Raw genomic sequence first — 21,032 nt, forward strand, 5'->3', positions numbered from 1 at the left:
CGCACTAGCCGGGCGTCGGCTCACCGAAGAGGCGCAGGCGGTGGGCCACCGCGCCCGCCTCGCCGCGGCCGGAGACGCCCAGCTTGGCGAGGATGTTGGAGACATGGACGCTGGCGGTCTTCGGGGAGATGAACAGGGCGTCGGCTATCTGGCGGTTGCTGCGGCCGTCGGCGACCAGGCGCAGCACCTCGCGTTCGCGCGGGGTCAGGCCGAGGGACTCGGCGGGGGCGGGCGGCTCGGCAGCGGCGCTGCCGGGGGCCGTGCCCGGTGGGGTGACCGGGGCGGCCGCCCCGGCCGGGGTCAGGCCCGGCAGGGGGACGCGGCCGCGCTGGGCGAGGAGTTCGAGTTCGTCGGCGAGGGGGCGGGCGCCCATCGTCACGGCGGCGGTGTGCGCCTGGGTGAGCAGGAGGACGGCGGCCTCGCGCGGGGTGCGGCCGTGCAGTCCGGTGGTGGCCCGCTCGCCGCCGTGCAGGAGTGACTCGGCCCAGCGGTAGCAGACCCGGGCGAGTTCGTGCGGGCGCTCCAGGGGCTCGAAGGCGCTGACCGCACCGGCCCAGGCGTCGGGGGTCTCGCGGCCCTCGGCACGGCGGAGTTCGGCGTCGACCGCGAGGCCGTACGCCGACCAGACCGGGCAGAGCTGCGGCAGTCGCTTGGCGGCGTCCCGTATACGGGCGAGGACCGCGGCCCGGCCGGGCTCGGCGGCGGGCAGCCCGCGGGCGTCCGCCTCGGCGGTGGCGGCGGTCCACAGCAGCGGCCAGCCGTAGCGCTGGGTACCGGGCGGGAAGCCGGCGTCCAGCGCCTGCTGGAGGATGCTCCGGGCGTCGAGGAGGCGGCCCCGGCGGGCGGCGATGCGCAGGGCGTGCCGCGCCATGACGATGGCGTGCTGCGGCTGCGGGGCGTGGGTGCCGTAGTACTCCTGGGCGACGGCCAGTTCGTGTTCGGCCGCGGCGAGGTCGCCCCGGTCCAGGGCGAGAGATGTGCGGCGGCTGGCGGCCAGTGCGACGGCGCTGGGGTTCTGCGCGAGGCGGGCGGCGTCGGCAACGGCCCGGTCGGCCTCCTCCCAGCGGCCCAGCGACTGGAGGGACTCGGCGCGGTTGCCCAGCACCCAGCTGGTGCTGTCCTTGAGGCCGTAGCGGGTGGTGAGTTCGACGCCCCGCTCGGTGACCTCGACGGCTTCGCGGGAGCGGCCGACGCCTTCCAGCGCGGAGGGGAGGTTGACATGGCCGCGGCCGATGACGCCGAAGTAGCCGCGGTCGACGGCGCGGTCCAGGCTCGTACGGAAGTCGGCGAGGCCCTCCTCGACCTCGCCGGCGTCGACCCGCAGCCCCGCGAGGGTCAGCCGGGAGTTGAGCTCGGCCCCTTCGTCGCCCACCAACTGGGCCAGTTCCACGGCGCGTTCGGCCGTCGCGAAGGTGCCCGGTCCCGGTTCGTACAGCACCGACCAGCTCGCCACGGCGGCCAGCACCTCGGCGTGCACGGAGGACGGCGGCAGGCCGCGCACCAGCTCCTGGGCCGTACCCAGGTCCTCCCAGCCATTGCCGCGGCCGGTGGCCTGGCAGAGCCGGGAGCGCTGCACCCGGAACCATGCCGTGCGAAGGGGGTCGTTCTCGTCGCGCAGCGAGCGCAGGGCGCGCTTGGTGATCGTGAAGGCGCGTTCGGTGTCGCCGGACAGCCGGGCGGCCACCGCGATCTCGGCGAGCAGGTCCAGGAAGCGCAGGGCGTCGCCGTCGTGGCAGCCGCAGGCCGGATACGCCTCGGCGTAGTCGACCGGGCGCACGCCCTGGCGGACCTCGGTGGGCGCGTCGTCCCACAGCTCCAGGGCGCGGTCCAGCAGCCGCAGTTGCTCGGCGTACGCATGGCGGCGGCGGGCCTGGACGGAGGCGGCGAGGACGGCGGGCAGCGCCTTGGCGGCGTCGTGGGCCTTGTACCAGTAGCTGGCCAGCCGGGCGGCGCAGACCTCGGCGCGGACCAGGGACGGGTCGGCCTCCAGGGCCTGGGCGTAGCGGCGGTTGAGGCGGGTGCGCTCGCCGGGCAGCAGGTCGTCGACGACGGCCTCGCGGGCGAGGGCGTGCCGGAAGCGGTAGCCCGTGCCGTCCTGGGTGGGCACCAGGGTGTTGCTGCCGACGGCCGCCCGCAGCGCCTCGATGAGGTCGTCCTCGGGCATCCGGCAGACGGCGGCGAGGAGTTCGTGTTCGACCGTGGAGCCGCCCTCGGCGGCCGTGCGGACCACCCGCTGGGCGTCCTCGGGCAGCGCCTCGACGCGCACCAGCAGCAGGTCGCGCAGGGGGTCGCTGAGGCCGTGCAGACAGCCGTCGGCGAGGCCGCGGGCCAGCTCCTCGACGAAGAAGGCGTTGCCCTCGGAGCGCTTGTAGACGCGGTCGACGGTGCCCTCTTCGGGGGCGCTGCCGTTGATCCCGGCGAGCTGGGAGCGGACCTCGTCGCGGTTGAAGCGGGCCAGCTCGACGCGCCGGACCGTGCGCATCCGGTCGATCTCGGCGAGGAAGGGCCGCAGCGGGTGGCGGCGGTGGATGTCGTCGGAGCGGTAGGTCGCCACCAGGAGGACGCCGGCGTCGTGCAGCGCTCTCAGGAGGTAGGCGAGCAGCTCGCGGGTGGAGCGGTCGGCCCAGTGGAGGTCCTCGATGACGAGGACGAGGGTGCGGTGCGCGGCGAGCCGCTCCAGGAGGCGCGCGGTCAGCTCGAAGAGGCGGGCGCGGCCGGTCTCCTCGTCGTGCACCTCGCCGGGCGTCTCCCCCAATTCGGGCAGGATGCGGGCGAGTTCGCCCTCCTGCCCGGCGACGGCGGCGGCCAGTTCGTCGCGCAGATGCCAGTTGAGGGTGTGCAGGATCGCGGAGAACGGGGCGAAGGGCAGGCCTTCGGAGCCGATCTCGATGCAGCCGCCGAGCGCGACGAGCGCGCCGCGGGCGCGGGCGGCCTCGCCGAACTCCTCGATGAGACGGGTCTTTCCGACCCCTGCCTCACCCCCGATCAGCAGGGCCTGGGGCTCGCCGGACACCGCGATGCGGTCGAGTGCGTCCCCCAATACGGAGAGTTCGGCCGCGCGGCCGACGAACACGGGACTGACGGACCTGGTCTCCACGCCGCCGAGCATCGCACAGGGCTCTGACAATCCGGCAGGGGGCTTCGGTACGGGGAAGGGCGTGACCGGGACGCGGAACGCCCGGCCCGGTGCGGTGAGCACCTGGGGCCGGGCGTGCGGCGGTCGGGCCGGCCGCGGGGCCGGTGAGCGGTGGGGCACCGGAACCTCGCGGTCAGGCGGTGGCGCGGCGTACCCGCGCCCGCCGGCCCCACACACTCACCCGCCCTTCGGGTTCGTCGTCCCCGGAGCGGGCGGCGCCACGGTGCCCGGCGCCGTCGGCCTCGCTCGCCTGGCGCACCAGACGCCGCCGGTCGGCCTCGCGGCGCAGCTCTTCGTGACGGACCCGGATCTCCAGCTCGGAGTGGAACATGGTGTCTCCCCTGACGGTGGTGAGGTGCTGACCCGACGTTCTGTCGAGTGGCTCCAGACTCGTCGCCAAGGGGGGTCCGCCACATCGGGAGGGTGCCCGATCTTCGTGTCCGTACGGTCCTTAGGAACGGGGTCCGGCGGACTCAGGGGTGCCTAGGGAGGGAATGCGGGAGCCGTAGGGAGCCCGGAGAACGGGTGCGGTGCGGGTCAGTCGGGGCAGGGCGAATCCTGCCGCTTCGGTGCCGTCAGGCTGTACGCACCGCAGGCGACCACCGCTTCGGGTTCGCCGGCCGACTGCCGGAGGATCACCAGGGTCTTCCGCTTCGGGGGGCCGCTGCTGAACTCCGAGAAGCTGATGACCCCGGTGGCACCGTCGAAGGTGATGTTGTTTCGCAGGGCGGTGAGAACGGATTCCCGCCGCACGGTGCTCCCCGCGCCGTCCACGGCCCGGGAGAGGACGTGGAACGCGTCGTAGGAGACCGCGGAGTGCCCGTCCTGGCTCCAGGGGTCCTGCGGATACTGCCGGTTGTACTGGCGCACGAAGTCCTTGGTCTTCGCGCTGGCGCGGTCGTCCTCTTCGGGGAGGCGGTGCGCGGAGTGGTACAGCCGGAGCCAGTCCTTGTCGGCGTACTGGCCGGTGAGCGCCACATTCGTCAGCTCATTGCCGCCGAGCACGGTGAGATCGTTCTCGATGCAGGTCCCGTTGGTGTCCATGGCCCTGACGAAGGCCGTGAAGTCCTTGGCCCGTGCGGTCCAGTAGACGGCGGTGTCCGGTTCGGCCTTCACGGCCTGGCACACCTGGCCGACGAGCTGGTCGGCCGTGGTCGCCTTCTGCGTACCCGCTTGCGTGGCGAAGGGCTGGGAGTCCTGGCGGAAGCTGATGACCGTCTCACCCCCCGTGAAGGCCTGCTGGAACCGCTCGGCGAGGCTCTCGCTGTAGAGGTCGTCGGGGGTCCGTACGATCACCGCGTGCCCGGCGGGTACGCATTCCACCGGCGCGAGCGGGTCCGTCCGCCCCGGCTTCGCCACGAGGGGGGAACGGGCGGCGAAGGCGGCCTCGATGTTTGCTTCCGTGCTGTTGGCCGGCGTGAAGGGCCAGTAGGAATCGCTCTGCTGCATCTCGTCCGCCGTCGCGGTGGTGCCGACCATCGGCATGCCGATGGCGCCCAGTTCCTTCACGGCCTCCTGGGTCTCCTTGGTGCTCTGCGCGAAGCCCAGGACGCCGACGATCTGCTGGTACGCCGCTCCGGAGTTCTCCTGCTTGACGTCCTGGATGAGGCGACGCGCGGCGGGGACGGCTTCGCGGAAGCCCGCACCGGCCTTCCGTACTTCCACCCGCAGCGGCACCCGGGAGGCGTCCGAAGCGGCGTCCTCTATCAGCCGCTGCTGCCACATGGCGACCCCGCGCAGTTCGGGGATGGCCCCGTCGAAGATGGTGTCCTCGGCACTCGTCGGAGCGGTCGATTCGAAGAGCACGACGGTGCGCACCGCGCGGTCCTTGGCGTACTTCTCGGCTTCCTCGTTCTGCTTGCCGATGCGGTCCAGCGCATCCTGGTACCACTGCTTCGGCCTGACCTCGACGCGCTCGGTCTGGCTGCCGGACGCGGCCGGCCGGTCCCCGCCCACGCAGCGGGTGTCCGGCGGCGTCTCCCAGAAGACGGGTGCGAGGGCGCCGCCCGCCAGGACCGTGGCCAGCGCGGCCAGTTCGACGGCGGTCACGGCGCGCCAGCCCATCGTGAACTTCCGCGGCTGCACCGGGGGAATCTGCAGCCCCGGGCGCTCGAAGGGCTCGTCCTCCAGGGGCACCACGACCGGCCGCGGGTTGCTGGAGTGGAGCAGACTGCTGGCCCGGCGGAGGTTGGTGCGTTCCACACCCAGGTCGGCCTGCAGGGAGCCGGAGGGACGGCCGACCGCGATGACCAGCGGTCCGGGCCCGTCCAGCCCGGCCTGCAGGGTGTGAAAGGCCCGCAGGAACCGCTCCGCCGCGTCGGCTCCCGGGGCTCCCTCCGGCGGAATCTCCACCAGCAGCACGGGGCGGGCCACCCGGCGGCGGCGCTTGGGCAGCAGCCGTCCGACGGCGGGTTTGCGCAGGTCCTCCAGCAGGGCGCGCAGCAGGAGGAGTTCGAGGGCGGCGAGGCCCTCCTTGTGGCGCGGATGGCTGGGCTCCAGACTCAGCCGGGGCGACTGGCGGGCCCCCACCTGGTCGAGGAGTTCGAAGACCGGCGCCCCGCCGGCGGTCGCGTTGAGGTGGGTGCCGAGCCAGCCGCTCCGCTTGGACCTGACGAGCCGGCGGTTCTGCCGCCGGGCCCAGATCCACCGGGGCAGCGTCCGGGTGAGGGAGTGCCATACGAGTCCGACGAAGAAGCCGTACACCCCGCCGATGGGCGCGGTGTCGGTGCCGCCCAGGTGCCACAACAGGCCGGGGAGGCCGCCCCGTTCGGCCCGCTGGCGGTAGACGTGGTCGCGTAACTTCCGCGCGCCCAGACCACCGCCGCCCGGACGGCTCTCCTGTATCTGGGCGACGACATCCGCCATCAGCCGGAAGTTGGGGAAGCGGTCCGGGGTCGAGCGCCGGGGGATGTCGAATTCGAGGCCGGTGCCCGCCTGGACGGTGAGCAGGGGCACGTCGCCCTCGGCGTACAGCACCGTGTGCGGAACGCGCTTGTACTCGGGTCCGAGTGCCCAGCGCAGCGCTTCGAGGACCCGGTGGGTGTGGGACTCCGGGGCGTCCGTCGACGTGCTGAGGAGGAGCAGCGGCGGCTTGTTCTCCAGGAGGTCGCGCCGGGCGGGGTTCACGGCGGTGCGGTATTCGCGGATGAAGTAGTCCGCTCCGGCATCGTCCGGGAAGGAGGAGGGTTCGACGGAGTTGTTCGCGGATCTCACCTCATCAGCCGACTAGCGGCCTTTCGGCCAACTAATGATCTACACAGGGTAGTTACCCATGTTAGAAGGGTGACGCCGCGGGCTCAATAAACTTTCGGATTTCGTGTGTGCCGCGATGTGGCCGCTGCCGGTTCCGCCCGGCACAGCAGGCCGCCGTGCCGCCGCAGACGCCGAAGACCCACCGGGCGGACCGGTGGGTCTTCGGCGGATGGCGGTTGCGCCGCCCTACGGAGCGGTGGGACCCCCCGCCGGGGCCTTGGGCACGGTCGGCATGCTGCCGAACAGGTCGAGGTACATGCCCGCGGAGATCAGCACGCCCAGCACGCCCAGCGCCAGTCCGCCCCAGGCAACGGCCCGGACCCAGGTGGCGCGCCGGCTGGTCAGCACCACGGTGGCGGCGATCACGGCGAGGAGCGCGAAGACGCCGTTGACCAGGGCGTTGGTGTGCCAGGAGGCGCCGTAGACGGCGGCGATCTGGTCACTGGCCTTGCCCGACTGGAGCTTGATCTGGCCCATCAGGTTGGCGCGCTCGGCCAGCGTCGTGCCGAGCCAGGTGCCGCTGACGGACGCGAGGCCGAGCCCCGCGGCCACGACGGCACCGGCGCCCGCGGCGACCCCGGAGGACGTCGTCGCGGAGGCGGTGTCCGGGTCGCCGCCGAGCTCGTCGGCGGCGTCGTCCGCGCCGAGGTCTCCGGCCTCGTCCTGCGCGGCGAGGGCGGCGTTGTCATCGGTCTGCTCGTCGGCCTTGGCGGCGGCCTTGCCGGCCGCCTCGGCCTCGGTGGCCTCCGGAATCGCGGCGGTGTCCGTGGCGGTCTGCTCCGGCACGGCCTTCTCGTCGTCGGTTCGCTTCTCGGTCGTCCTGGTACCCATGGGCGCGACCGTAGGCGCCGTGTCTGAGAGTCGGATGAGAACGGCGGCACGGAGCGGGCGACGGGCGGTGCCACACCGGGCGCGGGGCCGGACCCGGATCGCGTGCTACGCGCTCACCAGCGGCTTCTCGCCGTCCTGCGGGCCGGGCAGCCGTACGCCGCCCGGTTCCGGCGGCGGCTCGATGCTGATCCGGGGCAGCCACCGGTCGAGCCAGGACGGCAGCCACCAGTTGGCGCCGCCCAGCAGGTGCATCAGGGCGGGAACCAGCAGCGTACGGAGGACGAAGGCGTCCAGGGCGACGGCGCTCGCCAGGCCGATGCCGAACATCGCGATGGTCCGGTCGCCGCTGAGGACGAAGGCCCCGAACACCGCGATCATGATGACCGCCGCCGAGTTGATCACCCGGCTGGTCTCGGCGAGACCGACGCGCACCGACCGGCGGTTGTCGTGGGTCAGCTGCCACTCCTCGTACATCCGGGAGACCAGGAACACCTGGTAGTCCATGGACAGCCCGAAGAGCACCGACACCATGATGACCGGCAGGAAGGGTTCGACCGGGCCCGCGCTGCCCAGGCCCAGGAGTTCGCTGCCCCAGCCCCACTGGAAGACCGCGACCACGATCCCGAAGGACGAGGCCACGGCGGCGACGTTCATCAGCGCGGCCTTGAGCGGGATGCCGACGCTGCGGAAGGCGAGCAGCAGCAGGACCGACCCCAGGGCGATCACGACGCCGATGAAGAGCGGCAGTTTGCCGACGATGACCGAGGCGAAGTCGTCGTAGCTCGCGGTGATCCCGCCGACCCGTACCTGGAGGGTGGTCCCGCGCTCGCTCGCCGGCAGCACCTCCGTCCGCAGCCGCTCCACCAGCTCGGAGGTCTGCCGGGACTGCGGGGAGCTGTCCGGTACGACGGTGATCACGCCGGTGCCGCGGCCGGCGCCGAACTCCGGCCCGCTGACCTGCGCGACCCCCGGCGTCTCGCGCAGCCGGTGCGGCAGCTTCCCGAACGCGACCCGGTCCTTGGCGCCGTCGAGGGTGCCGACGAGGGTCAGCGGCCCGTTGAAGCCGGGGCCGAAGCCGCTCCCCTGGCCGGGGCCGTCGCCCGCGAGCAGGTCGTAGGCCTTGCGGGTGGTCGACGTGGCCGGGTTGTTGCCCTGGTCGGAGGTGCCCAGTTGCAGTCCGAAGGTCGGCAGGGCGAGGGCGAGCATGACGGCGGCCGCGACGGTGCCCAGTAGTTTCGGGTGCCGCTCGACGAAGCCGGACCAGCGGGCGGCGATACCGGTGGGCCGCTCGGGCCGCGGTCCGTGCTCGGCCAGCCGGCGGCGCTCGCGGCGGCTCAGCGCCCGGGTCCCGATCAGCCCGAGCAGCGCCGGCAGCAGAGTCACGGCGGCCGCCACGGTCAGGACGACGGTGAGGGAGGCGGCGAGGGCCACTCCGTTGAGGAAGCTCAGCCGCAGGATCAGCATGCCCAGCAGCGCGATACAGACCGTGGCACCGGCGAAGACGACCGCGCGCCCCGAGGACGCGACGGCCCGGGTGGCGGCCTCCTGGACCGGCAGGCCCGCGCGCAGTCCCTTGCGGTGCCGGGTGACGATGAACAGCGCGTAGTCGATGCCCACGCCGAGCCCGATCAGCATGCCGAGCATCGGGGCGAAGTCGGCGACGGTCATGGCGTGGCTGAGCAGGGTGATCCCGGCCGAGGCGGTGCCGACGGCGGCGAGCGCGGTGACGATCGGCAGGAAGGTCGCGGCGAGCGAGCCGAAGGCGAGGAAGAGCACCACGGCCGCGGCGCAGAGCCCGATGATCTCCGGGAGTTGGGCGCGCGGCGCCTCGGTCAGCGCGATGCCGGCGCCGCCCAGTTCGACCTGGAGACCCGGACGGGCGGCGGCCTGCGCGGTGTCGACGACCTTGCGGACCTGGGCGACGTCCAGCTCGTCGGTGCGCCGGTCGAAGAGCACCGAGGCGTAGGCGGTGTGCCCGTCCTCGCTGATCTGCCGCGCGCCGTCGCGGTCGCCGCGGGTCCCGTAGGGGCCGTGCACCTCGGAGACTCCGGGCAGGCCGGCGACCTTCTTGAGGGTGTGCCGCATCGTCTTCTCGACGGCGGCGGAACGCACCGTTCCGGAGTCGGTGTGCCACACGAGGGTGTCGCCGTCCCCGGAGCGGTCCGGGAAGGCCTTCGCCATACGGGCGCTCGCCTGACCGGACTCGGTCCCGGGTACCTCGTAGTTGTTCGAGTACGCGGCCCCCGTGAACCCGGCGGCGACGGCGACGCCCGCGAAGGCGGCGAGCCAGAGCACGATCACCACGATGCGGCGCCTGAGACACCACCGAGCCAGAGCGGTCACGGACCTCGTCTGCTTCCCGGGTTGTGCGTCGATATCTCCCGGGGACGGGCGGTGCCGAGCGCGGATGTACGGGGGCGGGGCGGACCGCCGCACGCCCCGAAGCGGAAGCGTACGGTCCGCCTCTCCGGGGCAGGGTGTCAGCCGGAAAAGATCCTTTGACCCCCTTTGTGGGCTTCCCCACAAAAAACGGGAAGCGGAACTCGCCGCCGTCCCCTCCTCCGGGCCCCGCCCCCGTACACCGCCCCTCAGCCGGTGACCGACTCCTCGCCGTTCTCCACGTGCCCCATGAGACGGCGGCGGAAGGAGGTGTCCTCGGTGACCGTGAGAGCGAGGTCGTACCAGCCGTGGGCGGCCGCGGCGGGATGGGCGACGGTGCGGCTGCCGCCGGCCCTCACCGTCACCGTGCGCGGCGCGGCGTCCGTATAGGCGAGCGGCGCGAGGGTGAACGTCAGGTCGGTGCGGCCGGGGTTGGTGAGGGTCAGCTGGAGTTCCTGCCGCCCGGCGTCGATCCGCGTGCCCAGGGTGACGGCCGCGGCCGCGCCCCGCCCGGTACCGGCGAACTCCCGCCGGAAGCCGTTCGGGCCGGTCACCGTGAAGCGGTACCTCCCGCCCTTCACCGGCACCTCCCAGCGCCCCTCGCCCCGCACGTCCCGGTGCTGCGGCGCCCCGAATTCCTTCGCGTACGGATAGAGCGCCAGATGGGCCGAGGCCTCGCCGGTGTTGCGGACGGCCATCCGGAAGACCGCGGCGCCCGGGTCGAAACCGCCGTCGGCGTCCGGCCGGTACGGCAGCGCCCTGGCCGGGCGGCTGCCGGGCTCCTGGCGGGGCAGCGCCTGCCGGAGCGGCGGCAGCGGCGCCCAGCGCCCGCTGAACTCCGGTACCGCGCCGGGCCGCCGCACCGAGGGCTGCCGGCGCCCGCGGGAGAAGTCGAAGGCGGTGGTCAGATCGCCGCAGACGGTGCGCCGCCAGGCGCTGATATTGGGTTCCGCGATCCCCGTCCAGCGCTCCAGGAAGCGGGTGACCGAGGTGTGGTCGAAGACCTGGGAGCAGACGTAGCCGCCGACCGTCCACGGGGAGATGACGATCATCGGGACCCGGATGCCCAGACCGGTCGGCCTGCCGTCCCAGAACTCCCCTTCGGTCCCGGCGGGCGGCACCGGGGGCGGCACATGGTCGAAGAACCCGTCGTTCTCGTCGTAGGTCAGGAAGAGCGCCGTGTGCCGCCAGACCTCCGGGTTGCGGCCGAGCGCGTCGAGCACCTTGTAGACGAGGGTGGCGCTCTCCACCGGTGAGGACGAGCCCGGGTGCTCGGAGTCCGCGGCGGACGGCACGAGGTACGACACCTCGGGCAGCCTGCCGCCCGCCACGTCCGCGGCGAACGCGCTCGCCAGGGTGTCCGGCTCCCCCCGCCGCAGCGCCCGCTCGAACAGGCTCCGCTCCGCGCGGTCCAGCCCCTGGACGCCCTTCTCCAGGAGCCCCGCCAGCCGCTTGCGCCCTGCCTCGTCGGCGCCCGCCACCTTCGTGTAGTAGGCGGTCATGGTCCGTACCCCGTCCACCTTGGCCAGGGCCTTCCTCGCGACCGCCTTGAAGCGCGCGTAGAACTCCAGGTTGTTGTCGGTGAAGTTGTCCCACTCCTGGTAGACCCGCCAGCTGCGGCCGGCCTGCTCCAGCCGCTCGGCGTAGGTGGTCCAGGTGTAGCCGGGGTGGGTGTCCTCCTCGTAGGCGTCGTTGCCCACCGCCCGCTTCCCGTTGGGCTCGTAGCCGGTCCAGCCGCTCACCAGGTGGTTGCGGTTGGGGCTGGTGGAGGAGTGGATCGAGGAGTGGTAGGCGTCGCAGACGGTGAAGGTGTCTGCGAGTTCGTAGTGGAGCGGGACGTCCTGCCGGTCGTAATGGGCCATGGTGGCGGCTGTCTTGGCGGTGACCCAGCCGTTCATCCAGCCGCCGTTCCAGGCCACCGCGCCGCCGAACCAGCTGTGGTCCAGGGCGCCGATGTACTGCAGGTCCTTCTTCTGCGCGGCGGCCGCCCCGCGCACCGGGAAGGGCAGCACGGTCCCGAGGCCCAGCAGCCCCGGCTGCTCGTAGACGCTCCGGCCGCCGGGCAGCTCGATCGCATTGCGGTCGGCGTAGCCACGCACCCCGCGCAGCGTCCCGAAGTAGTGGTCGAAGGAGCGGTTCTCCTGCATCAGCACGACGACGTGCCGGATGTCCCCGAGCCCGCCGCCCCGCCCCGGCCGTGCCGCGTCCTCCGCCAGCGCCTGCTGCAGCGACGGCGGCAGCAGCGACCCGGCCACCGCCGCGCCCGCCGCCGCGCCCACTCCCAGTACCCGTCTGCGAGATACCTCCGGTGTCACGCCCGACCTCCCAGTCGACGGTCCATCAGTCAGTCAACGGTCTGCGCTCGATGCCTTGCGATGGGGCGACGGGGACGCTAGCGGACTCCCGTGACCGGCGACAGGGAGCGGGGTGACACCTTCGCGAACCGACGGCCCCTGGCCGGGAGCGGACGTGGCCGGTACCGGCACGCGATGACCGTTCCCCGCGGGCATCTGCCCCGGAAAGATCGTTCTCAGGGGGCCGCGGGACGTCTGACGCGTCACCACGGGCTCCGAAGATGATCTCTCGGAGGAAGAACACGCCATGGCACCACCACCCATTCGCTCCTTCTCCCAGCTCGACACGCTGCTCGACCCCACACGCCCCGTGGTGACGCTCTTCAGTGGCGGGCTCGACAGCTCGTATCTGCTGCTGAAGCTCCGGGAGCAGGGCATCCGTGAGGTGCACGCCGTCAGCGTCGACATCGGCGAGGACGAGTCCACCGGCCACAAACGCGAAGTGGCCCAGGCTCTGGGCGCTCAGCTGCATGTGCTCGACAAACGGGAGGAGTTCGCCGATCAGTACGTGGCCAAGGCCATCGCCGCCCAGGCCGTCTATCTCGGAATCCACCCGGTGAGCTCCACCCTCAGCCGCCCGCTGATCGCCCAGGCGGCAGCGGAGCTGGCCGGCCGGCTCGGCGCCCAGGCCGTCCTCCACACCGCGAACCGCTCGCAGAACACCCTCCGGCGCCTCAACGGCGCGCTGGACCTGCTCGGTTACCCCGGCCCCTACGGCAGCCCGTACGACCTCAGCCCCGTCGACCGGGACCGCAAGCACGCGGAGCTGCGGGACGCCGGTGTCGATCTGCTCGTCGGCCGGCTGGTCAGCGGCGACTCCAACCTGTGGTGCCGGGAGTTCGAGTCCGGCATCCTCGACGACCCCGAGAACCACGCGGTCCCCGAGGACATGTACCGCTGGAGCGCGCCGCGCACGGACACCGCACCGAGCAGGGTGACCGTCACGTTCGAGGCAGGCCTGCCGGTCTCCGTGGACGGCCGGCGCATGCCGCTGACCGAGCTGATCGGTGAGCTCAATGTGCGGGCCGGTGCGTACGGCCTCGGCCGCTATTCCGGACTTGAGCACCTGGACCACGGGGAAAAGGTGCTCGAAATCCGGGAGATGCCGGCCGCGTCGCTGCTCCTGCGGTCCTACCGCCATGTCGAGAGCGCCTGCCTGGGCGCGGAGCTGATCCGGGAGAAGCAGCAGCTGGAGCAGATCTGGGTCCGCGAGGCCCTGGAAGGGCGCTGGTTCGGTGAACTGCGCGTCGCCGCACAGCACTTCATCGACGCCTGCGCGGCCCCCACGAGCGGCTCGGTGACCTGGGAGCTGCGGCTGGGTGGCGCGGAGACCCGCGCCATCACCGCGGCACGCCCCCGCTATCTGCGCGACCGTGAGGCATGGGAGGACCGCGCCATCGCCCTGGAGTCCGCCGCGCACCGTGCAGCTCCGGCCCCCGCCCCCGTTCTCGTCTGATCCCCACGCCCGAGCACGCCAGGAGTACCCGCACGGTGAACACCCTCGCTTCCGCCGCCCTCGCCCCCGCCGTCCGCGCGCTGACCGGCCCCGGCGGCCACCTCATACCGGCCCCGGAGCTGTCCGCGCTGCTGGACGCCGACGCGGCCGACTGGGCCCGCTTCGGAGCCCATTGGGACGCCCTCACGCTGGATACGCACATGGCCGACGGGGGTACCTACCGCTTCCGCCGCTACGGCCAGTTCGACGTGGAGACCTCGACGGGCACCCTCACGGCGCTGCCGCACGCGCCGTACCTCCAGGAGAGCACCATCAATCCGCTCAACGGCGGCGTCGAGCGGCACTTCGACCCGCTGACGGAGGAGTTCGCCGCCGATCCACTGCTGCGTTCCCTGCTGCTGTCCATGGCCGCGTTGTTCACCGCGGTCGACGGCACCACCGCCTGGAACATCAAACTGCACCCGTACCGGATCACGGCGGGCGACGACCAGACCGGGCAGCCCGCCCCCGAGGGACGGCACCGCGACGGGGTCACGTTCATCACCTCGCTGATGATCCGTAGGCTCAATGTCGAAGGCGGCGAGAGCGCGGTCTTCGCCGACTCCGGCGAGGAGCTGCTCACCACCACCCTCACCCACCCGGGCGACCTGCTGGTCGGGGACGACCGCCGCACCCTGCACTCCGTCACCCCGGTCCGCCCGGTGGACGCGACGGCGCCCGCGCACCGCGACGTACTGGTGGTCGCCTTCACCGCCCGCTGACCGGCCGCACCGACGGGCTCCGGCACCCCGCCCCCACGGCGTGCCGGGGCCGGCCTGACTCCCCCGCGAACCAAGGACCTCCCCACCATGACCACCGTGACCACGCGCACCGCGCGCCCCGGCAACCGCCTCCTCTGGCTCATCGATGTGCCCGTCGTCCTGGTGGCCGTGGTCTGGGGTTCCAGCTACCTGGCCGCCAAGGAGCTGGCCACCGGCACCACCGTCATCGCCCTGCTCCTGCTGCGGTTCGTGGTGGCCACACCGGTGATGGCGGTGGTCGCGGGCCGCGCGGTCACCCGGCTGAGCGGCCGGGAGATCGTCGCGGGCGCGGTCCTCGGCACGCTCCTGTCGGGCGTACTGGTGCTGGAGACCTTCGGAGTGGTGCACACCTCGGCGACCAACGCGGGCCTCCTCATCAGCCTGACCATGATCTTCACCCCGCTCGCGGAGGCCGTGGCCACCCGCACCCGCCCCACCGGGGCATTCGTCGGCGCAGCCGCGCTGTCCGTGACCGGTGTGGCCCTGCTGACCCAGGGGTCCGGGTTCACCGCCCCCTCGTCCGGCGACCTCCTGATGCTGCTCGCGGCCGTCGCCCGCACCGTGCACGTGATGGCCATGAGCCGTATGAAGGCGGTCCGTTCGACCGACTCGGGGGCGCTGACCGTCGTCCAGTTCGCCGCCGCCGTCGTCGTCTTCGCGCTCGCCTCACCGTTCGCCGCCGTCTCACCGGTGGACGCCGCGGCCGCCTACTCCCCCCAGCAGTGGGCCGCCCTCCTCTATCTGGCGCTGATGTGCACGCTCTTCGCCTTCTTCGTCCAGATGTGGGCGGTGCGCCGGACCTCGCCGTCCCGGGTGAGCCTGCTGCTGGGCACCGAGCCGCTGTGGGCCGCCGTGATCGGTGTCGCCCTCGGCGGGGACCGGCCCGGCGCGCTCGGCGTGGCCGGGGCGGCCCTCGTGCTCATCGGTACGACCTGGGGCCGGCAGGCCACGGCGCCGCCGCCCGCCACGGAGGACCGGCCGGCGGCACCGCAGCCGGCCGGAGCGGCCTGACCCGGCCACCGCAACCGGCGCCCGTTCACCGCGGCCCGACACCCGTCACCAGGCCGCACGGGCCACGTACCGGCCCCGAGGCGCCCCACGCTAAGCCCGGGTCAGCACACCGCGTTCGACGGCCATCATGCCCGCCTGGAATCTGCTCTCCGCCCCCAGCTTGGTGAGCAGCGGAGTGATGGTCCGGCGCAGCGTACGGTCGGACACCCCGAGGTTGCGGGCGATGGCCCGGTCCTTCAGCCCGGCGGCGAACATCCGGAGAACCATCTGCTCCCGGTCGGTCAACGCTGCCTCGTGGGCGCCCTGTTGAGCGGCACCGGAACCGGCGTCGGTCAGCCGCTCCGCATACACCCAGCAGTGCTCGAAGACCTGCCGCAGCAAGCGGCACATCGCGGCACCGTGGATCTCCAGCGCCGTCACCTCTTCACCGTCCGGGCCCGAGGTGACGAGTGCCCGCACCTCATCGACCAGGGTGAGCCGGAACGGCAGGGTCATCGCGAGCCGCACCTCGGCGCCCGCGCGCCGCAGCCCGCGCAGATGCGCATGGCCCGCCGTGTTCTCCGCGGTCGAGTGCAGATGGACGGTGCGCAGGGAGACGCCCCGCGCCAGGACCTGGACACTGCGCCGCCCGGACTCGTCCCAGCACTCCGGCGCGGCCGGGTCGTACGGGCACAGCACGAGGACCTCCCGGCGCGCCGCGGCCGCCATGGCGTCCATGCTCTCCGCGATCTGCTGCGCTCCCACCCGCACCTCCATCCGGGCCGCGGACCGCTCGGCGCCCGGGGGAGGGACCAGCAGACTGTCGGCCAGCGCGCTGAAGGCGGCGCGCAGCGAACGCAGTCCGACGAGCCGGTCCGCCGTCGTCTGCTCGGCGGTGTCCAGCAGCAGCGCGAACGCCGTCTCCGGTGACACCGGAACCGGCAACGCCCCGTCGCGGGACGGCCGCACCAGCCCCATGGCGGCCAGATACCGCAAGGTCTCCTGTAACTTCCGGCTCGTCATGCCGAGCTGCTCCGCCGCGCGTGCGGGCGGGCAATCACCTTGCGCCAGAAGTAAGTTGAAGACCTCGTCGGCTCGGTCGGGACCGGAACGCGAACGCATGACACCTCCATGAAGAGTGCGTGTCACGGCGTCATTGGCGTGGGCGCGAGCAAAACGGTCCACGCCTCCGGAGAACGGACCCAGGACCGAGTTCAGGATGGTAAGCGGCCGTCACATCCACTGTCCACGCCAGGTCTCTCATCATGGACACCCCGGACCGCCGCACACCACTCACCTCTCCGGCCACCACTCACACCACACGATCTTGCCCGGATCACGCTCCCCCACCCCCCACTTGTCCGAGAGCGCGGACACCAGGAACAGCCCCCGCCCGCACTCCTCTTCCGCCGCACCGCCCCGCACCGGAACCCGCGGCTCACCGCCCCCGCTGTCGTGCACCTCGGCCCGCAGCAGCCCGTCCTCGTACAGCGACAGACACAGCCGGTACTCACGCCCCGGCGGCACGCCGTGCAGCAGGGCATTGGTCGCCAGCTCGCTGACGCAGAGCAGGACGGCGTCCACCCGGCTCTCCAGGTCCCAGTCGGCAAGCGCATGGCGGGCGAACTCCCTTGCCAGCGGGACGGATCGGCGCTCACGCCGGTAGCGCACCGTACGGGCGCAGAGTGTCTGGATCTCCTTGTGCATGCCGCCACTGTCACAGTGCGTAACTATGCTGGACCACAGTGTCAGGTCGTACAGATCGGCTGTACGACTTCTGGCTGTGTCATGCCGTCACAGGGAGGGGAAGGCAGACCGCATGCAATCGCCGAACAAACCGAAGAAAATCACTTCGTGGCACGTCATCGGCGCCCAGCTGAGTCATTTCCGCCGGGCCGCCCGCATCACCCAGCCCGCACTGGCCGAGCGGGTCGGGCTCCACGAAGACACCATCGGCTCCATCGAGCAGGGCCGCCGTCCTCTCAAGCTCGACCTGGCCGAGACGCTGGACGAAATCCTCGACACCAAGGGGGCGTTGGCGGTCGCGGTGGCCAAGGTCCCGGAACGGGAGAAGCTGCCCGCTTTCGTGCAGGACCTGGTGGAGCATGAGGAGGAGGCGCTGACTCTTCTGTCGTACGAAAACCAGGTGATGCCCGGACTGTTGCAGACGGAGCCGTACGCGCGGGCAGCGTTCGACTCCCTCTACCCACCGCTGGACGAGGAGCGAGCCGAGGTGTGGCTCTCGGGACGCATCAGTCGGCAGAAACTGCTGGAGCGCAAAAAGCCTAGGCCCATGCTCAACTTCATCCTGGAAGAGGTGGTCCTCCACCGGCCGATCGGCGGCCCGGAGATCCTTCGCGCCCATCTCCGCCACCTCCGCTCGTGCGCCGAACTCCCCTTCCTGGGACTTCAGATCATGCCGACGGCCCGATGTACCCATGCCTCCCTAGATGGCCCTCTGCTCCTGCTGGAGACACCCGACCACGAGCACCTCGCATACATCGAAGCTCAACGGATCAGCTTCCTCGTCGATGACCCGGACGAGGTCAGTGCGTACCAACAGAAATATGGCATGCTGCGGTCGCAGGCCCTCACCCCTGAGGAGACGAAGAGCCTGCTGGACGACTTGCTAGGAGAGTCATGACCAGCACAGCAGCCCAGCACTTCTCTCACGGTCTTAGCTGGTTCAAGTCCAGCTACAGCGGCAGCGCAGGCGGCGATTGCGTCGAGATCGCCTACGACTGGCACAAGTCCACCTACAGCGGCAGCGAAGGCGGCAACTGCCTGGAAGTCGCTGCCTGCCCCTCCGCCATCCACATCCGCGACTCCAAGAACCCCGGCGGCCCCATACTCACCCTGAGCGCCGACGCCTGGTCCGCGTTCCTCGCCGACGTCACCAACTGACGGGCGCAGGACCGACGATGAAGCCCCGCCAGCTGGGCACCCACGGCCCGGCCGTCTCCCCCCTCGGCCTCGGCTGTATGGGGATGTCCACCTCGTACGGCGTCCCGGACGACGCCGAGTCGCTCCGTACGCTCGACCGCGCCGTCGAACTCGGCGTCACGCTGCTCGACACCGCGGACGCCTACGGGCGCGGCGCCAACGAGGAGTTCCTCGGGCGCTGGCTGCACAGCCGTACGGGATCGCTGCGAGACGGACTCGTCCTCGCCACCAAGTTCGGGCTGCGGCACGACGCCGCCACGGGGCGGGTGAACGAGGTCGACACCTCCGCCGCCTGGGTGCGCGAAGCCTGCCACGCCTCGCTGCGCCGCCTCGGCACGGACCACATCGACCTCTACTACATGCACCGCCGTGATCCGGCCGTCCCCATCGAGGAGACGGTCGGCGCGATGGCCGAGCTGGTCGCCGCCGGCGCCGTACGCCACCTCGGCCTCAGCGAGGTCAGCCCGCAGACGCTGCGCCGGGCGCACGCCGTCCACCCCATCAGTGCCGTGCAGTTGGAGTACTCCCTCTTCACCCGCGACGTGGTGGAGGGCGAGATGCGGGCGACCTGCCGGGAGCTGGGCATCGGCATCGTGGCGTACTCACCGCTCGGCCGCGGGATGCTGACCGGCTCGCTCGCCGCACGGGACGATCTCACCGCCGAGGACGCCCGCCGCCGGTGGCCGCGGTTCGCCGAGGAGAACATCGACCGCAACCTCGGCCTCGTCCGGGCCGTGCGCACCACCGCCGAGTCCTTCGGCTGCACCCCGGCGCAGGCCGTCCTCGCCTGGCTGCTCGCCCAGGGCGAGGACATCGTCCCGATCCCCGGCACCAAGCGCCGCGCCTACCTGGACGAGAACGCGTCGGCGGCCGGGATCGCCCTGGCCCCCGAGCAGACCGACCAACTCCGCGCAGCGGTACCGGACGGCGCCGTCGCCGGGGAACGCTATCCACTCGCCGCACTGGAACGGCTGGGGCACTGAAAGGAACCGAGGGGGACCGAGGAGAGCTGTGCTGATCAGGGACGACTATCCGCGCCGTATCGCGCTGGGAACCACCGCGCTCGCCCTGCTCGTCACCGTGCCCGCCGTGGTCGGCATCGTGAGGGGCGGGGTCCCGGCCCTGGCCTTCGTGCTGAGTCCGGTGCTGATCTGCTGCGCCGCGCTGGCCATGGTGGGCTGGCGCCGTGCGCGGCCCTGGATGACGCTCACCGCATCCATAGGCGTGCTCGCAGCGGTCTTCGGCGGCAGCTGGCTGTTCGCCCCCTGAGGGCGGGACGGACCGCCCACCCCTGAACGACGGAGCGGCCGCCCCTCCGTAGAGGGACGGCCGCTCGGCCGCGTGCACAAGAAGCCTCGGGCACAAGAAGTGGCGCGTCAGCCCTCGACGCCCAGCTTCTCCAGGATCAGCTCGCGGACGCGGGCCGCGTCGGCCTGGCCCCGGGTGGCCTTCATGACCGCGCCGACCAGGGCGCCGGCCGCGGCCACCTTGCCGCCGCGGATCTTGTCGGCGATGGCGGCGTTGGCGGCGATGGCCTCGTCGACGGCGGTGCCCAGGGCGGCCTCGTCGGAGACGACCTTCAGGCCGCGCTTCTCGACGACGGTGTCCGGGTCGCCCTCGCCGGCCAGCACGCCCTCGATGGTCTGGCGGGCCAGCTTGTCGTTGAGCGAGCCGTCGGCGACCAGCGCCGTGACCCGGGCGACCTGCTCGGGGGTGATCGGCAGGGCGGCCAGCTCCACGCCGTCCTCGTTGGCGCGGCGGGCCAGCTCGCCCATCCACCACTTACGGGCCGAGGCGGAGTCCGCTCCGGCGTCGACGGTGGCGGTGATCAGGTCGACCGCGCCCGCGTTGAGGATCGACTGCATGTCGTGCTCGGAGATGCCCCACTCCTCGCGCAGCCGATTGCGGCGCACCCGCGGCAGCTCGGGGAGCGTGGCCCGCAGTTCCTCGACCCACTCGCGCGAGGGGGCCACCGGCACCAGGTCCGGCTCGGGGAAGTAGCGGTAGTCCTCAGCGTTGTCCTTGATGCGGCCGGCGGTGGTGGAGCCGTCCTCCTCGTGGAAGTGCCGGGTCTCCTGGATGATCGTGCCGCCGGAGGAGAGCACCGCGGCGTGCCGCTGGATCTCGAACCGGGCCGCACGCTCCACGGAGCGCAGGGAGTTGACGTTCTTGGTCTCCGAGCGCGTACCGAAGGTCTCGGTGCCGTTGGGGCGCAGCGAGAGGTTCACGTCGCAGCGCATCTGGCCCTGCTCCATGCGGGCCTCGGAGACGCCCAGCGCCTTGATGAGTTCGCGCAGCTCGGCGACGTACGCCTTGGCGACCTCGGGGGCCCGCTCGCCCGCGCCCTCGATGGGCTTGGTGACGATCTCGATGAGCGGGATACCGGCGCGGTTGTAGTCCAGGAGGGAGTGCCGGGCGCCGTGGATACGGCCGGTGGCACCACCGATGTGGGTGGACTTGCCGGTGTCCTCCTCCATGTGGGCACGCTCGATGTGCACCCGGAAGATCTCCCCGTCCTCCAGCTGCACGTCGAGGTAGCCGTCGAAGGCGATCGGCTCGTCGTACTGGGAGGTCTGGAAGTTCTTCGGCATGTCCGGATAGAAGTAGTTCTTCCGGGCGAAGCGGCACCACTCGGCGATGGAGCAGTTCAGCGCCAGGCCGATCTTGATCGCGGACTCGACGCCGATCGCGTTGACGACGGGCAGCGAGCCGGGCAGTCCCAGGCAGGTGGGGCAGGTCTGCGCATTGGCATCCGCGCCCAGGGTGGTGGAACACCCGCAGAACATCTTGGTCTTGGTGCCGAGCTCGACATGGACCTCCAGGCCCATGACGGGGTCGTACGTCGCGAGGGCGTCCTCGTACGACACCAGGTCAGTGACAGTCACGGTGAA

At 72.1% G+C, this 21,032-nt stretch carries 16 protein-coding genes; 7 read left to right on the forward strand and 9 right to left on the reverse strand.

The annotated features are described in order from the left end of the window. Positions 1 to 4 precede the first annotated feature (4 nt). The 6 genes from ACGFN2_RS23260 to ACGFN2_RS23285 form a co-directional block, all read right to left on the reverse strand. Positions 5 to 3,109, reverse strand: a complete 3,105-nt coding sequence (locus ACGFN2_RS23260) for an AAA family ATPase (RefSeq protein WP_393363591.1) — start codon at positions 3,107 to 3,109, stop codon at positions 5 to 7. A 160-nt stretch (positions 3,110 to 3,269) separates the two neighbouring features. Then, complete coding sequence (locus tag ACGFN2_RS23265) at positions 3,270 to 3,467, reverse strand: hypothetical protein (protein WP_362608745.1); 198 nt, start codon at positions 3,465 to 3,467, stop codon at positions 3,270 to 3,272. A 206-nt stretch (positions 3,468 to 3,673) separates the two neighbouring features. Then, a complete protein-coding gene (locus tag ACGFN2_RS23270; RefSeq protein WP_393363380.1) occupies positions 3,674 to 6,349 on the reverse strand; it encodes an ABC transporter substrate-binding protein in 2,676 nt (891 codons plus the stop codon). A 225-nt stretch (positions 6,350 to 6,574) separates the two neighbouring features. Further along, positions 6,575 to 7,219, reverse strand: coding sequence for a hypothetical protein (locus tag ACGFN2_RS23275; RefSeq protein WP_393363383.1), 645 nt, complete (start codon positions 7,217 to 7,219; stop codon positions 6,575 to 6,577). Between the two features lie 105 nt (positions 7,220 to 7,324). Beyond that, complete coding sequence (locus ACGFN2_RS23280; protein WP_393363386.1) at positions 7,325 to 9,562, reverse strand: MMPL family transporter; 2,238 nt, start codon at positions 9,560 to 9,562, stop codon at positions 7,325 to 7,327. A 245-nt stretch (positions 9,563 to 9,807) separates the two neighbouring features. Next, positions 9,808 to 11,913 carry a phosphocholine-specific phospholipase C gene (locus tag ACGFN2_RS23285; protein ID WP_393363389.1) on the reverse strand — a complete coding sequence of 702 codons (2,106 nt, stop codon included), beginning with the start codon at positions 11,911 to 11,913 and terminating at the stop codon, positions 9,808 to 9,810. Between the two features lie 286 nt (positions 11,914 to 12,199). On the opposite strand from ACGFN2_RS23285, the gene ACGFN2_RS23290 reads away from it, so the two are divergent. From ACGFN2_RS23290 to ACGFN2_RS23300, 3 genes are all read left to right on the forward strand, one after another. Then, on the forward strand, positions 12,200 to 13,408 hold the full coding sequence (locus ACGFN2_RS23290) for an argininosuccinate synthase-related protein (protein ID WP_393363392.1): 1,209 nt from the start codon (positions 12,200 to 12,202) through the stop codon (positions 13,406 to 13,408). 35 nt (positions 13,409 to 13,443) lie between these two features. Further along, positions 13,444 to 14,169: a 2OG-Fe dioxygenase family protein gene (locus ACGFN2_RS23295; protein WP_362608755.1), complete on the forward strand. Its 726-nt coding sequence runs from the start codon at positions 13,444 to 13,446 to the stop codon at positions 14,167 to 14,169. Positions 14,170 to 14,256: 87 nt separating this feature from the next. Then, positions 14,257 to 15,219 carry a DMT family transporter gene (locus tag ACGFN2_RS23300; protein WP_362608757.1) on the forward strand — a complete coding sequence of 321 codons (963 nt, stop codon included), beginning with the start codon at positions 14,257 to 14,259 and terminating at the stop codon, positions 15,217 to 15,219. A 90-nt stretch (positions 15,220 to 15,309) separates the two neighbouring features. Here ACGFN2_RS23300 and ACGFN2_RS23305 read toward each other — a convergent pair whose 3' ends face one another. After that, positions 15,310 to 16,221 carry a LuxR C-terminal-related transcriptional regulator gene (locus tag ACGFN2_RS23305; protein WP_393363396.1) on the reverse strand — a complete coding sequence of 304 codons (912 nt, stop codon included), beginning with the start codon at positions 16,219 to 16,221 and terminating at the stop codon, positions 15,310 to 15,312. A 270-nt stretch (positions 16,222 to 16,491) separates the two neighbouring features. Beyond that, positions 16,492 to 16,905, reverse strand: coding sequence for an ATP-binding protein (locus ACGFN2_RS23310; RefSeq protein WP_393363399.1), 414 nt, complete (start codon positions 16,903 to 16,905; stop codon positions 16,492 to 16,494). Between the two features lie 112 nt (positions 16,906 to 17,017). Here ACGFN2_RS23310 and ACGFN2_RS23315 point away from each other — a divergent pair, with 112 nt between their 5' ends. The 4 genes from ACGFN2_RS23315 to ACGFN2_RS23330 are packed head-to-tail and all read left to right on the forward strand — an operon-like array spanning position 17,018 to position 19,410. After that, positions 17,018 to 17,842 (forward strand): Scr1 family TA system antitoxin-like transcriptional regulator, encoded by an 825-nt coding sequence (locus tag ACGFN2_RS23315; protein ID WP_393363402.1) that lies wholly within the window; start codon positions 17,018 to 17,020, stop codon positions 17,840 to 17,842. Next, positions 17,839 to 18,102 carry a DUF397 domain-containing protein gene (locus ACGFN2_RS23320; protein ID WP_393363405.1) on the forward strand — a complete coding sequence of 88 codons (264 nt, stop codon included), beginning with the start codon at positions 17,839 to 17,841 and terminating at the stop codon, positions 18,100 to 18,102. Before ACGFN2_RS23315 ends, ACGFN2_RS23320 begins: the two co-directional genes overlap by 4 nt. A 17-nt stretch (positions 18,103 to 18,119) precedes the next feature. After that, entirely contained in the window at positions 18,120 to 19,124 is a 1,005-nt protein-coding gene (locus tag ACGFN2_RS23325; RefSeq protein ID WP_393363408.1) for an aldo/keto reductase, read from the forward strand. Between the two features lie 28 nt (positions 19,125 to 19,152). Then, positions 19,153 to 19,410 (forward strand): hypothetical protein, encoded by a 258-nt coding sequence (locus tag ACGFN2_RS23330; RefSeq protein ID WP_393363411.1) that lies wholly within the window; start codon positions 19,153 to 19,155, stop codon positions 19,408 to 19,410. Between the two features lie 107 nt (positions 19,411 to 19,517). Here the strand turns inward: ACGFN2_RS23330 and gatB are convergent, their stop codons facing one another. Then, complete coding sequence (gene gatB / locus ACGFN2_RS23335; protein WP_393363414.1) at positions 19,518 to 21,026, reverse strand: Asp-tRNA(Asn)/Glu-tRNA(Gln) amidotransferase subunit GatB; 1,509 nt, start codon at positions 21,024 to 21,026, stop codon at positions 19,518 to 19,520. Positions 21,027 to 21,032 lie beyond the last annotated feature (6 nt).

Source organism: Streptomyces sp. NPDC048612 (assembly GCF_043199295.1).
Taxonomy (GTDB): Bacteria; Actinomycetota; Actinomycetes; order Streptomycetales; family Streptomycetaceae; genus Streptomyces.